General features: G+C 69.6%; 10 protein-coding genes and 1 rRNA gene. 7 read left to right on the top strand and 4 right to left on the bottom strand.

Annotated features, from left to right (window positions below; genetic code table 11):
• Positions 1–769: 769 nt before the first annotated feature.
• From EDD40_RS14060 to EDD40_RS14050, 3 genes are all read right to left on the bottom strand, one after another.
• The gene (locus EDD40_RS14060) at positions 770–1,741 is read right to left on the bottom strand and encodes an ArsR/SmtB family transcription factor (RefSeq protein WP_123743302.1); all 972 of its coding nucleotides are present in this window, start codon (positions 1,739–1,741) and stop codon (positions 770–772) included.
• 388 nt (positions 1,742–2,129) lie between these two features.
• On the bottom strand, positions 2,130–2,786 hold the full coding sequence (locus EDD40_RS14055) for a potassium channel family protein (RefSeq protein WP_123743301.1): 657 nt from the start codon (positions 2,784–2,786) through the stop codon (positions 2,130–2,132).
• Positions 2,787–3,623: a potassium channel family protein gene (locus EDD40_RS14050; protein WP_425471184.1), complete on the bottom strand. Its 837-nt coding sequence runs from the start codon at positions 3,621–3,623 to the stop codon at positions 2,787–2,789.
• Here EDD40_RS14050 and EDD40_RS14045 point away from each other — a divergent pair.
• The 3 genes from EDD40_RS14045 to dxs all read left to right on the top strand — a co-directional run bounded on the left by EDD40_RS14045 (position 3,532) and on the right by dxs (position 8,740).
• Positions 3,532–5,541, top strand: coding sequence for an APC family permease (locus EDD40_RS14045; RefSeq protein WP_123743299.1), 2,010 nt, complete (start codon positions 3,532–3,534; stop codon positions 5,539–5,541). The two genes, EDD40_RS14050 and EDD40_RS14045, sit on opposite strands and share 92 nt — an antisense overlap.
• Positions 5,542–5,552: 11 nt before the next feature.
• Positions 5,553–6,767 (top strand): class I SAM-dependent RNA methyltransferase, encoded by a 1,215-nt coding sequence (locus EDD40_RS14040; protein WP_123748011.1) that lies wholly within the window; start codon positions 5,553–5,555, stop codon positions 6,765–6,767.
• A gap of 74 nt (positions 6,768–6,841) precedes the next feature.
• Entirely contained in the window at positions 6,842–8,740 is a 1,899-nt protein-coding gene (gene dxs, locus EDD40_RS14035; RefSeq protein WP_123743298.1) for a 1-deoxy-D-xylulose-5-phosphate synthase, read from the top strand.
• Positions 8,741–8,809: 69 nt separating this feature from the next.
• On the opposite strand, the gene EDD40_RS14030 is transcribed toward dxs, so the two are convergent.
• A complete protein-coding gene (locus tag EDD40_RS14030) occupies positions 8,810–9,175 on the bottom strand; it encodes a peptidase inhibitor family I36 protein (protein WP_123743297.1) in 366 nt (121 codons plus the stop codon).
• A gap of 120 nt (positions 9,176–9,295) precedes the next feature.
• Here EDD40_RS14030 and EDD40_RS14025 point away from each other — a divergent pair, with 120 nt between their 5' ends.
• The 4 genes from EDD40_RS14025 (at position 9,296) to EDD40_RS14010 (ending at position 13,566) form a co-directional block, all read left to right on the top strand.
• Entirely contained in the window at positions 9,296–9,718 is a 423-nt protein-coding gene (locus EDD40_RS14025; protein ID WP_123743296.1) for a helix-turn-helix domain-containing protein, read from the top strand.
• A gap of 148 nt (positions 9,719–9,866) precedes the next feature.
• Entirely contained in the window at positions 9,867–10,553 is a 687-nt protein-coding gene (locus EDD40_RS14020) for a response regulator transcription factor (protein ID WP_123743295.1), read from the top strand.
• 167 nt (positions 10,554–10,720) lie between these two features.
• Positions 10,721–11,704 (top strand): sensor histidine kinase, encoded by a 984-nt coding sequence (locus tag EDD40_RS14015; RefSeq protein ID WP_236594772.1) that lies wholly within the window; start codon positions 10,721–10,723, stop codon positions 11,702–11,704.
• Between the two features lie 344 nt (positions 11,705–12,048).
• Positions 12,049–13,566: ribosomal RNA gene (locus EDD40_RS14010) — 16S ribosomal RNA — on the top strand.
• The last annotated feature ends 76 nt before the right edge of the window (positions 13,567–13,642 follow it).

Genomic DNA, 13,642 nt, shown 5'->3' with positions numbered 1-13,642 from the left:
CGCCGCCCACCGGCGAGTCGGTGGGCGGCGCGCTGCTCGGCCGCAGCACGTCAGGCTGCTCCGGGGAGTGACCGAGCCGACCCACGACCGCCTTCATGGGCACCGACTGCCGGGGCAGCGCTCGGCGCAGTCATCCGTGCCGTTCGCGATGGACCGCCGCCCGCACGGCAAGCCGCCCAGGCAGATCACAACCCCGCAGTGCGATCGGCTGCCGTTGGTCGACGACCCTGTGCGGATGGTGGCGCCGGCACCGCTTGCGACGTACGCGGCGCCGTCCGAATTGGAAGCTCCGGCTCCGCACACGGCGTGCCAGGCGTCGATACGTCGCGTGCGGTCAGTACACGACTCGCCATCTCACCCCGGCACTTCCCGCTTCCTCGCCATTGCCGCACGCGGCGCCGGAGCTGCCTGCGCCCCCGTACTTCCAGGGTCCGTACTGGGTGTACCCCGACGTGGGGCTCGTGTAGCAGATGAGTGCGGCCCGGAACTGGTCCGGATACGAGCCGGCGCAGAGCACAGTGACGCTGTTGCCCCCGGAGCCCCACGTCAACACGCACTCACCTTGAACGGCCTGCGCGGTCGACGGTAGGGCGATCGCACAGGCGATGGCGCCGGCGGCCGCGATGGCGGTAGCTGTTCTTCTCATGGTCCTCGTTCCCTGGTCTCGGGCGGTTTCCTGATCCGGGACAGCGTGTCGCGGTCGGCGGACGGCGACCATGCCTTTGCACCGGGGCGCAAAGATCGTCTCGAGAGGAGGCGCGGGGTCGTGTCAGGTGCGGCCGAGGAGCCTCGTGCCGGTGTCGGTGAGGGAGTGGCGGATCGTCGCTCCGTGCCGCCAGGAGGAGATCAGTCCCGCCTCGCGCAGCACGGCGGTGTGGCGGCTGGCCGAGGCGATCGAGATCGTGGTCCGGCGGGCGAGTTCGCTGGTGGTGCGGCCGGACCCGACGGCGTGCAGCACGGCGGCGCGAGTCGGGCCCAGCAGGGAGGCGAGGGGGTCTCCGGACCGCTGGTCGGGCAGGCGGTGCTCGGCGGCGATCGGGTAGACGAGGATCGGGGGCAGGTCCGGGTCGGCGAGGGAGATCGGTGTTCCCTGGCAGAAGTAGGAGGGGATCAGGCGCAGGCCGCGACCGCCGAGGTGGATGTGCCGGTCGAGGGGGTAGTCGACTTCGAGGACAGGTGCTCGCCAGCGGAGCAGCGGGGCCAGGCTGTCGAACAGGCCGGTCAGGCCGCCGGTGAGGATCGCGTGCGCGCGTTGGGCGAGGTCGGCGTCGACCGCCGCCTGGATCGTGTCTTCCTCGGGCCGGATGACGGCTTCGTGGTAGGAGCGCCAGGTGTCGACGAGTCGGCGGAGCACGTCCGAGGACGGGTTGCCGAGGTCCCGGGTCCAAGGGGGGAGCGGGTGGTGGGTTCCCAACCGGTGCACCTCGTGGGTCAGCCTGTCGACGTCGACCGACCGCACGGCTTCGAGTCCGAGGTCCAGACCGAGAGCTCCCCGCCCCGGGGTGAGGAAGTCGGGGAAGTAGGCGCCCCTGGGTGCGAGGACTCCCAGCACCCGGGCCCCGGGGCGCATCGCCGTCACCCGTGCCGGGTCGGAGCGCAGGCGGTGGACCCACGGTCTGAGCAGGGTCGTCTCCAGGCGGTCGAGCTGGAACCCGCTGAGCACGATCTCCCACAGCGGGTCCACGGCCGGCGCCACGTTCGTGCGCGCCAGGTCCGCCGGCGTGAAATGAATCTTCAACACGCGTCCCCCTCGAATGATCTCGATCCACTCGCCGCATTCGCGTTTTGGCGAGATGTTCAAGAGGCGGGCGGGACGGCCGGTAGCGGAAGCACCCCGAGTGGCGGCGACCTGTCTCACTCGATGTTGTGACACTAACAGTGGGGTATCGGCCACGCTGTGGGTCGTTCGTGGGGCGATCGAATGCCGCAGAGGAGTCCGCCGAACGCCTGGCAGCAGCCCTGGGCTACCGGGTCGTCGGCACTCGACCGCACGCGCAGGAGTTCGATCGCTTCGAGCGGGAATTCGCTTCGACGCGGAATCGCCGAGTGGCCGAACCCGGCTCCGGAAAAGATTTGGGGTGCCGAATTCGGGCCAGTCGACGACGTGTCGACCGATCTCGGACGACCGGTCAGTAACCCAGAGCCGAACGGATCTCCTGTTCGACGTCCGCGGCGGCTACGAACAGCAGTTCGTCGCCGCCTTCGAGCGTGTCGTCCGGTGTCGGGACGATGACCCGGCCGCCGCGCAGGATCGTCACCAGGGCGGCGTCCCGGGGCAGCGCCAAGCCGTTCACCGGCGACCCCGCCAGCGGTGTGTCACCCGGCAGCGTGATCTCCACCAGGTTGGCCTGGCCCTGGCGCAACGTCATCAGCCGCACCACGTCCCCGACCGTCACGGCCTCCTCCACCAGCGCGGACAGGATGCGCGGCGTCGACACGGCCACGTCCACGCCCCACGACTCGGTGAACAGCCACTCGTTGGCCGGGTCGTTCACCCGCGCCACCACGCGACGCACCGCGAACTCGGTCTTCGCCAGCAGCGACACCACCAGGTTGACCTTGTCGTCGCCGGTCGCCGCGATCACCACGTCGCACAGCTGCATGCCGGCGTCCTCCAGCGACGACAGCTCGCACGCGTCGGCCTGCACCCACTCGGCCTGCTCCACGGTGTGCGGCTCGAAGTGCCTGCGGTCACGTTCGATCAGCATCACCTGGTGCCCGTCGGACACCAGTTCGGCCGCGATGGAACGACCCACCGCGCCGGCACCCGCAATCGCGATACGCACTCAGCTCTCCTCGGGCGCGTGAGCCGCAGCCGCGGCCACGTCGGTCACGGTGCCGGACAGGGCGGCCACGTACACCTGGTCGTCCTCCTGCAGCACGGTCTTCGAGTCGGGCAGCACGCCCGTCCCGAACCGCATCACGAACGCCACCCGGCAGCCGGTGGCCTCTTCCAGGTCGCGCACGGTGTGCCCGACCCAGTCCTCGTGCAGCTCCAGCGGCAGCACGGCGACGGTGCCCGACGGGTCGCGCCACGCCGTCGCGGTGCCCTCGGGCAGCAGCATCCGCAGGAACCGGTCGGTCGACCACGGCACGGTCGCCACGGTCGGGATGCCGAGCCGCTCGTACACCGCGGCGCGCTTCTCGTCGTAGATCCGGGCGACCACCGCCTCCACCCCGAACGTCTCCCGCGCCACCCGCGCCGAGATGATGTTGGAGTTGTCGCCGCTGGACACGGCCGCGAACGCGCCCGCCCGCTCGATCCCGGCCTCGATCAGCACCTTCTGGTCGAATCCGTTGCCGACGACCTGCTGGCCGTGGAAGTCCGGGCCGAGTCTGCGGAAGGACTGGGCGTCCTTGTCGATCACCGATACCTGGTGGTCGAGGCGCTCCAGCGCCTTGGCCAGGGACGAGCCCACCCGGCCGCAGCCCATGATCACCACGTGCACGAAAGCCTCCTGAACGACGCTTACGGAGAACCTACCCACGATTACTCCGACCAGGGGACCTGACCCCTTACGCTTTCGACCCGTGTCCAAGCTCGCAACCGCGGCCAAGCGCCTCCTGGTCGGCAGGCCCTTCCGCAGCGATCGCCTAGCCCACACCCTGCTGCCCAAGCGCATCGCCCTGCCCGTGTTCGCCTCGGACGCGATGTCGAGCGTGGCCTACGCGCCCGAGGAGATCTTCCTCGTGCTGTCGGTGGCGGGGCTGTCGGCTTACGCGCTGGCGCCGTGGGTGGGCGCGGCCGTGGTCGTCGTGATGCTCACGGTGGTCGCGAGCTACCGGCAGAACGTGCACGCCTACCCGTCGGGCGGCGGCGACTACGAGGTCGCCACGGTCAACCTGGGCCGCCGTGCGGGCCTGACCGTGGCGAGCGCCCTGCTGGTCGACTACATCCTCACGGTCGCCGTGTCGATCTCGTCGGCGGCGGCGAACATCGGCTCGGCCATCCCGTTCGTGGCCACCCACAAGGCCGAGTTCGCGGTCGTCGCGATCGTCCTGCTCACCGCCATCAACCTGCGCGGCATCCGCGAGTCGGGCAGCGCGTTCGCCATCCCGACCTACGCGTTCATGGCCGGCATCCTGTTCATGGTCGGCTACGGCCTGTTCCGCGGCTTCGTCCTGGGCGAGGAGATGCGCGCGGAGAGCGCCGGGCTGGAGCTGCGGGCCGAGGACGACCACCTGATGGGCCTGGCGTTCGTGTTCCTCGTGCTGCGCGCCTTCTCGTCCGGCAGCGCGGCGCTGACGGGCGTGGAGGCGATCAGCAACGGCGTGCCGGCGTTCCGCAAGCCGAAGTCGCGCAACGCGGCGACCACGCTGCTGGCGATGGGCCTGATCGCGGTCACGATGCTGATGGGCCTGATCGTGCTGGCCCAGCTCACGGGCGTGAAGATGGCCGAGAACCCGGCGCACCAGCTCGTCAACGCGCCCGCGGGCTACGAGCAGAAGACCATGGTCGCCCAGATCGCCCACGCGGTGTTCGCGGGCTTCCCGTTCGGGTTCTTCTTCATCACCGTGGTCACCGCCCTGATCCTCGTGCTGGCGGCGAACACCGCGTTCAACGGCTTCCCGGTGCTCGGCTCGATCCTCGCCCAGGACCGCTACCTGCCCCGCCAGCTGCACACCCGCGGCGACCGGCTCGCGTTCAGCAACGGCATCGTCTTCCTCGCGGGCGGGGCGATCGTGCTGGTCATCGCGTTCGACGCCGAGGTGACCAAGCTCATCCAGCTCTACATCGTCGGCGTGTTCGTCTCGTTCACGATGAGCCAGACCGGCATGGTCCGGCACTGGAACCGGCTGCTGGAGACCGAGACGGACCCGGTGGCCCGCCGCCGGATGCGCCGGTCGCAGACGATCAACGCCTTCGGCCTGGCGCTCACGGCCTCGGTGCTGGTGGTCGTGCTGATCACCAAGTTCACCAAGGGCGCGTGGATCGCCATCGCCGCGATGGCCGCCCTGTACGCCCTGATGACGGCCATCCGCCGGCACTACGACCGGGTCGCCGAGGAGCTGCGCCAGCAGGAGCGGCAGAAGCTGCTGCCCGCCCGCAACCACGCCATGGTGCTGGTCTCCAAGCTGCACATGCCCACCCTGCGGGCCCTGGCGTACGCCAAGGCGACCCGGCCGGACATGCTGGAGGCCGTCACCGTCAACGTGGACGACGGCGACACCCGCCGCCTGGTGCGGGAATGGGAGAAGGAGAACTTCAAGGTGCCGCTCAAGGTGATCGAGTCGCCCTACCGCGAGATCACCAAACCGGTCCTCGACTACGTCAAACGGGTGCGCACCGACAACCCGCGCGACGTGGTCACCGTGTTCATCCCGGAGTACGTCGTGGGCCACTGGTGGGAGCAGTTCCTGCACAACCAGAGCGCGCTGCGGCTCAAGGGCAGGCTGCTGTTCCAACCGGGCGTGATGGTGACGAGCGTCCCATGGCAGCTGGCTTCATCCTCGAAGGTGACCGACAAGGACGACGTGGTCGCGCCCGGCGCGATCCGCCGCGGCCTGGACAAGCGCGGCCGAGAGAAGGACGGCAAGTGACGGCGACCTGGATGCAGCGGCTGATCGAGGTCGAGGTCGGCGCGGTCGCCCACGGCGGGCACTGCGTGGCCCGGCACGAGGGCCGCGTCGTGTTCGTCCGGCACGCGCTGCCCGGCGAGCGGGTGGTCGTGCGGATCACCGAGGACACCGGCGGCTCGTTCTGCCGCGGCGACGCCGTCGAGGTGCTGCAGGCCTCACCCGACCGGGTGCCCGCGCCGTGCCCGTTCGCCGGTCCCGGCCTGTGCGGCGGCTGCGACTGGCAGCACGCGTCGTGGCAGGCCCAGCGCGAGCTGAAGGCCGCCGTGGTCGCCGAGCAGCTGCACCGTCTGGCCAAGCTCGACTGGGAGGTCATCGTCGAGGACCTGCCCGGCGGCCCGGAGGACTGGCGCACCCGGATGCGCATGGCCGTCGGCCCGGACGGCCGCCCCGGTTTCCGCGCCCACCGCAGCCACCAGGTCATCCCCGTGGACCACTGCGTGATCGCCGTCCCCGACGCCTTGGACGACGTGGTCGACCGCACGTGGCCGCCCAAGTCGGAGCTGGTCGTCGCCCGCGACGCGGGCGGCCGGACGCACGTCACCGAGATCGGCCCGCCCATCGTCCGGCGGGGCCGCCCCGTCCCCGGCCCCTCCCGCCTGCGCCAGGGCAGCGGCACCGCCACCGAACTGGCCGCCGGCCGCACGTGGAACCTCCGCTCGGACGGCTTCTGGCAGGTCCACCCGGCCGCCGCGGACACCTTCGCCGAGGTCGTCGGCGACTGGGCCGACTGCCGCCCCGGCGACCGCGCCTGGGACCTCTACGGCGGCGTCGGCCTGTTCGCCTCCGTCCTGGCCGAGCAGGTCGGGCCCACCGGCTCCGTCGCCGTGGTCGAGTCGTCCTACGGCGCCGTCGCCGACGGCCGGCTCAACCTCTCCGACCAGCCGCAGATCAGCTGGCACCCGGGCCGCACCGAGGTGGTGCTCGACTCACCCGGGTTCACCGACGCGCCACCCGACGTCGTCGTCCTCGACCCGCCGCGCAAGGGCGCGGGCAAGGTCGTGGTCACCGCGATCGCCCGCAGCCGACCCGCCCGTGTGGTTTACGTCGCGTGCGACCCGGCCGCCCTGGCCCGCGACATCGCCGTCTTCGCCCAGCACGGCTACGAGTTGGCCCAGCTCAGGGCGTTCGACGCGTTCCCGATGACGCACCACGTCGAATGCGTCGCCCTGCTGCGGCCCGCTCGCTGACAGGCGTCTCAGCCCGTGGTCCGTAGACTGACCGGACGAGTCGGGGACCCGAACCACAGGGCGAGGTGGAGCGAGTGACGCTGCTGGAATCCGTGCACGGACCGGCGGATCTGAAACGGCTGGGACCTGACGAGCTGGTCGCGCTCGCCGGTGAGATCCGGCGTTTCCTGGTCGACAAGGTCTCCCGGACCGGCGGGCACCTCGGTCCGAACCTGGGTGTCGTCGAGCTGACCATGGCCGTGCACCGGGTCTTCGACTCGCCGCACGACTCGGTGGTCTTCGACACCGGCCACCAGAGCTACGTGCACAAGATCCTCACCGGCCGCCGCGCCGGCTTCGACACGCTCCGCCAGAAGGGCGGCCTGTCCGGCTACCCCTCCCGGGCCGAGAGCGAGCACGACGTCGAGGAGAACAGCCACGCCTCGACCGCCCTGTCCTACGCCGACGGCCTGGCCAAGGCCTACCAGCTCGGCGGTCAGCGGCGGCACGTCGTCGCGGTCGTCGGCGACGGCGCCCTGACCGGCGGCATGTGCTGGGAGGCGTTGAACAACATCGCCTCCGGCACCGACCGACCCGTCGTCATCGTGGTCAACGACAACGGCCGCTCCTACTCGCCCACCATCGGCGGCCTCGCGGACCACCTCTCGTCGCTGCGCCTGCAACCCGGCTACGAACGCGCCCTGGAGCGCGGCAAGTCCGCCTTGCAGGGCACCCCGTTCGTCGGCAAGCCCGTCTACGCCGCCCTGCACGCCGCCAAGCGCGGCATCAAGGACGCCCTCAGCCCGCAGGCCATGTTCGAGGACCTCGGCCTCAAGTACATCGGCCCCGTCGACGGCCACGACCACGCCGTGCTCGAGTCGGCGCTGCGCCGCGCCAAGTCCTTCGGCGGACCGGTCATCGTGCACACCGTCACCCGCAAGGGCAACGGCTTCGCGCCCGCGGAGAACCACGAGGCCGACCAGATGCACGCCACCGGCGTCATCGACCCCATCACCGGCGAGAACATCGGCCCGTCCAAGCGCACCTGGACCCACGTGTTCGCCGACGAGATCGCGACCCTGGGCGGCGAACGGCCCGACCTGGTCGCCATCACCGCCGCCATGCGCGGCCCGACAGGCCTGGACAAGTTCGCGGGCCTCTACCCGGACCGCTGCTTCGACGTGGGCATCGCCGAGCAGCACGCCATGACCTCCGCCGCCGGCCTCGCCATGGGCGGCATGCACCCGGTCGTCGCCATCTACGCCACCTTCCTCAACCGGGCGTTCGACCAGCTCCTGATGGACGTCGCCATGCACAGGCAGGGCGTCACCGTCGTCCTCGACCGGGCGGGTGTCACCGGCCCCGACGGCGCCTCCCACCACGGCATGTGGGACCTGTCCATCTGCGGCCTGATCCCCGGCATCCACGTGGCCGCCCCCCGCGACGCCGCCTCGCTGCGCGAAGAGCTCCGCGAAGCCGTCCGCATCTCCGACGCACCCTCCGTCGTCCGCTACCCGAAGGCCTCGGTGGGCCCCGACCTGCCGGCCCTCGAACGCATCGGCACCGTCGACGTCCTGCACCGCTCGGGCTCCGACGTCCTCCTGGTCACCGTGGGCGCGTTCGGCGAACTCGGCCTGGCCGCCGCCCAGCGCCTCGCCGACCAGGGCATCGGCGTCACCGTCGTGGACCCCCGCTGGGTCTTCCCCGTCCCGGACGACCTGGTCGCCCTGGCCGCCGACCACCGCCTCGTCGTCACCGTCGAGGACAACGGCCGGCACGGCGGCTTCGGCTGGGCCCTGGCCGCCGCGCTGCGCGACGCCGCCGTCGACACCCCGCTCCGCGACCTGGCCATCCCGCAGGCCTTCCAGGAGCACGGCGAACGGGCCGAAGTCCTCTCCGACATCGGCCTGACCGCCCAGGACGTCTCCCGCCGCATCACCGAGTGGGTCGTCGCCTCCGAGCCCGCCCAGGTGGGCGCGGCCGCCGAGAAGTAGCGGGCACACCCCCACCGAGACCCCGGCCTGCCGCTGCACGGCCGGGGTCTCGGTGACGCGGGACGCCGATCAGCAGACCCACACGCCGTCGGTGGCGTAGATCGAGGTCGCGTCGTACACCTCTTCGGAGGCCGTCGACCGGCCCAGTTCGACCCAGGTCGCGCCGTCCCACTGCATGAAGATCGACACCGTGCCGGTGGACTGCAGGTTCCGGTAGGACCGCACGCGGTCGCTCCACCCCTCCAGGCCGATGTTGTAGAAGCCGCACCGCGACTTCATCCACAGGTGACCGGTGTAGCCGATGCCGCTGTACAGGCACAGGTAGCCACCCCGGCACTCCTGTGGGTCCGCCGAAGCGGTAGCCGGCGCCGCCGTGGCACCACCTACACCCACGACCGCTGCGAACGCCAGTACGGCACGAACCGCCCTGTTCATGTCGAGCCCTCCTCGCGTGGAAATCCGGACGGAAACCTGTGTACCCCGATGGGGTTGTTCACGGAGCGTTCCTGGACCTTGAACGACAATCCCTGAACAATCACTGCGGGGGTAAGAACCATGCCGAGGAAAGAACGCGAACTCGACCACTCCGACGACCCGCTGGTGGTGTTCGCGCGGGGCCTCCGGGACCTCCGCGAAAGCGCCGGTCACCCGCCCTACCGGGAACTGGCCAGGCGAGCGCACTTCTCCGCCGCGGCCCTGTGCGACGCGGCCGGGGGCAGACGCCTGCCGACCCTGCCCGTGACCACGGCGTATGTCCGCGCCTGCGGCGGCAGGGTCGAGGACTGGGAACAGCGCTGGCACCGCCTCGACGCCGAACTCCGCGCGGCCGGCCCGATCCACCGGGCGCCGCCGCCCTCCGTCGCCCGGTTGTTCACGGGCGTCGTCGGCAGCCTGCTCGTGCGAGTCGGCGCAGCAATGATGAAACCGGCTCAGGTCCAACGGCCGGAAATGGCCGAGCGCAATTCACCGGGCACCTGACCGCCGGACGCGAATGGATTCGCGTCACCCCGACGACCGGCTCCCACCGGCACCCGCACCCGACGGCTCCCACCGACCCGCGGCACGCCTGGCGGGCCGGCAGCGTCACGCTAAGCACCTTCTCAGGGATGTGTGGCACCTTTGTGGGGTGCGGATCCTGGTAGTCGAGGACGAGGTGCCGCTGGCCGACGCGATCGCGCGTGGCCTGCGGCGCGAAGGCATGGCGGTCGACGTCGCCTACGACGGTGAGACCGGCCACGAGAAGTCGACCGTGACGCGGTACGACGTGGTCGTGCTCGACCGCGATCTACCCGGCATGTCCGGCGACGAGCTCTGCAAGGAGATCCTCAGCTCAGGCGCCCTCACCAGGGTCATGATGCTCACCGCGAGCGCCGGCGTCGACGACCGCGTCGCGGGACTCTCCCTCGGCGCCGACGACTACCTGGCCAAACCGTTCGCGTTCCCCGAGCTGGTCGCCCGCGTCCGGGCCCTCGCCCGCCGCGCCACCCCGGCCACCCCTCCGCTGCTCACCGCCCGCGACGTCGAACTCGACCCGGCCCGCCGCACGGTGCGCCGCGCCGGCCAGCCCGTCGAGCTGACCCGCAAGGAGTTCGGCGTGCTGGAGGTGCTGCTGGCCGCCAAGGGCTCCGTGGTCTCCAGCGAAGAGCTGCTGGAACGCGTGTGGGACGAGAACGCCGACCCGTTCACCACGACCGTCCGCGTCACCGTGATGACGCTGCGCAAGAAGCTCGGCGAACCGGGCATCATCGACACGGTGGTCGGCTCGGGCTACCGCGTGCCCACGGCAGGTTTCCCCGAGGACGGCCCGCGCTGAACCCTGAGCTGGCCCGCAGGCGCGGACCCGGGCTGCGGACGCGGCTCACCCTGCTCGCGACCGGACTGGTCGCGTTCGTCAGCAGCCTCCTGCTCCTGCTCGGCTGGCTGCTCGTCGGCCGGGTCATCGCCTCTTCGCCCCGCTTCGCCGACGGCAGCACCGTCATCGTGGACGGCCGTGAGGTCGAGGCCGACGCGCTGATGGACCTGCTCGGCCAACAGGCGCGCGACGACGTGCTGCGGTCCGGCTCGATCGCCTTCCTGTGCGTGGTCGCCGCCGCGGCCCTGCTCGCGTGGACCATCACCGGGCGCGTGCTCCAGCCCGTGCACGACGTGACCGACGCGGCCCGCCGGCTGTCCGCCGAGTCGCTCGGCGAGCGGCTGCGCCTGGACGGTCCCCGGGACGAGGTCGCCGAGCTGGCCGACACGTTCGACGCGATGCTCGACCGGCTCCAGGCGGCGTTCGAGTCGCAACGGCGGTTCGTCGCCAACGCCTCCCACGAGCTGCGCACACCGCTGGCCGTGATCCGGACCGAGCTCGACGTCACGCTCGCCGACCCGGACGCCGACGAGGCGGAGCTGCGCCGGATGGCCGGCGTCGTGCGTGCCGCGACGGAACGGGCCGAGCAGTTGGTCAGCGCCTTGTTGCTGCTCGCGCGCACGGACGGGCTCGGGTTGGCGGTGCGCGAACCGGTGGACCTCAACGCCGTGGTCGAGTCCGCGTGGCGGGCCGTGCGGGGGGAGGCGGAGGAGCGCCAGCTGCGGGTGTCGTTCCTGAGCGCCCCCGCGCCCGCGGTGGGCGACCCGGCGCTGCTGGAGCGGATCGCCGGGAACCTGCTGGAGAACGCCGTGCGGCACAACCTGCCCGGCGGGTGGATCGAGGTGCGCACCGAGGGCGGGCCCGAGTGGACGTCGCTGCGGGTGTCGTCGTCCGGTCCCGTCATCGCTCCGGACCGGGTGGAAGAGCTGTTCGAGCCGTTCCGCCGGGGTGGCACCGACCGGACCGCGCGCACCGGCACCGGCCTCGGGCTGTCCATCGTGCGGGCCGCCGTCGCGGCTCACGAGGGTCAGGCGCACGCCACGGCGGTGCCCGGCGGCGGGCTGTCCGTGGCCGTCCACCTGCCGTCCGCACCCCACGGAAAACTCGTCTGAGTGGTCCCGGTCACACATGATCCGGTTTGAGAGTCGTCGCAGGGGGTACTACCTGCACAGACGTGCCTCCTGACCCCCGATTTGTCTCCACGTTGGGCGGGGTGTAACTTTCTCTCTGCCAGCGCGGAACGGGCCGGAGAGAGACCGGAACGGAGCGCGGCGGACATCAAGCCCCAGATCGAATCGCACACAGCGATGAGTGACGGTGAGCGCGTGTTCTTTGAGAACTCAACAGCGTGCCGAATAGCCAGTAAATTTATGAACCTCGTCAAGAGGTTTCCTTTGAGATTGTTACTGGACAACTGACATTCATGTCAGTGTTGTTCGGAGCGATCAAACATTCCTTATTGGAGAGTTTGATCCTGGCTCAGGACGAACGCTGGCGGCGTGCTTAACACATGCAAGTCGAGCGGTAAGGCCCTTCGGGGTACACGAGCGGCGAACGGGTGAGTAACACGTGGGTAACCTGCCCTGTACTCTGGGATAAGCCTGGGAAACTAGGTCTAATACCGGATATGACTCCATTAGGCATCTTGTGGGGTGGAAAGTTCCGGCGGTACAGGATGGACCCGCGGCCTATCAGCTTGTTGGTGGGGTAATGGCCTACCAAGGCGACGACGGGTAGCCGGCCTGAGAGGGTGACCGGCCACACTGGGACTGAGACACGGCCCAGACTCCTACGGGAGGCAGCAGTGGGGAATATTGCACAATGGGCGAAAGCCTGATGCAGCGACGCCGCGTGAGGGATGACGGCCTTCGGGTTGTAAACCTCTTTCAGCGGGGACGAAGGGCAACTGACGGTACCCGCAGAAGAAGCACCGGCTAACTACGTGCCAGCAGCCGCGGTAATACGTAGGGTGCGAGCGTTGTCCGGAATTATTGGGCGTAAAGAGCTCGTAGGCGGTTTGTTGCGTCGGCTGTGAAAACTTCACGCTTAACGTGGAGCCTGCAGTCGATACGGGCAGACTTGAGTTCGGCAGGGGAGACTGGAATTCCTGGTGTAGCGGTGAAATGCGCAGATATCAGGAGGAACACCGGTGGCGAAGGCGGGTCTCTGGGCCGATACTGACGCTGAGGAGCGAAAGCGTGGGGAGCGAACAGGATTAGATACCCTGGTAGTCCACGCCGTAAACGGTGGGTGCTAGGTGTGGGGGACTTCCACGTCCTCCGTGCCGCAGCTAACGCATTAAGCACCCCGCCTGGGGAGTACGGCCGCAAGGCTAAAACTCAAAGGAATTGACGGGGGCCCGCACAAGCGGCGGAGCATGTGGATTAATTCGATGCAACGCGAAGAACCTTACCTGGGCTTGACATGCACCGGAAACCTGCAGAGATGTAGGCCTCTTCGGACTGGTGTACAGGTGGTGCATGGCTGTCGTCAGCTCGTGTCGTGAGATGTTGGGTTAAGTCCCGCAACGAGCGCAACCCTCGTTCCATGTTGCCAGCGCGTAATGGCGGGGACTCATGGGAGACTGCCGGGGTCAACTCGGAGGAAGGTGGGGATGACGTCAAGTCATCATGCCCCTTATGTCCAGGGCTTCACACATGCTACAATGGCCGGTACAGAGGGCTGCTAAGCCGTGAGGTGGAGCGAATCCCACAAAGCCGGTCTCAGTTCGGATCGGGGTCTGCAACTCGACCCCGTGAAGTCGGAGTCGCTAGTAATCGCAGATCAGCAACGCTGCGGTGAATACGTTCCCGGGCCTTGTACACACCGCCCGTCACGTCACGAAAGTCGGTAACACCCGAAGCCCGTGGCCCAACCAGCTTGCTGGGGGGAGCGGTCGAAGGTGGGACTGGCGATTGGGACGAAGTCGTAACAAGGTAGCCGTACCGGAAGGTGCGGCTGGATCACCTCCTTTCTAAGGAGCATTCCTCACCGGTTCTCTTCGGAGGGCCTGTGGAGAGCCTCGCGATCGGCGAATGATCGATCGGTGG

The sequence above is a fragment of the Saccharothrix texasensis genome (genome assembly GCF_003752005.1).
Lineage (GTDB): Bacteria > Actinomycetota > Actinomycetes > Mycobacteriales > Pseudonocardiaceae > Actinosynnema > Actinosynnema texasense.
Note: the sequence above shows the minus strand (reverse complement) of the source record. Positions and strands in the feature narration are given on the sequence as shown.

Coding starts and splice junctions, on each gene's coding strand:
- EDD40_RS14025 (WP_123743296.1), top strand. CDS start 9,296: ATGCCGAGGAAAGAACGCGAACTCGACCACTCCGACGACCCGCTGGTG.
- EDD40_RS14050 (WP_425471184.1), bottom strand. CDS start 3,623: ATGCGCTTGGGCAGCAGGGTGTGGGCTAGGCGATCGCTGCGGAAGGGC.
- EDD40_RS14030 (WP_123743297.1), bottom strand. CDS start 9,175: ATGAACAGGGCGGTTCGTGCCGTACTGGCGTTCGCAGCGGTCGTGGGT.
- EDD40_RS14040 (WP_123748011.1), top strand. CDS start 5,553: ATGCAGCGGCTGATCGAGGTCGAGGTCGGCGCGGTCGCCCACGGCGGG.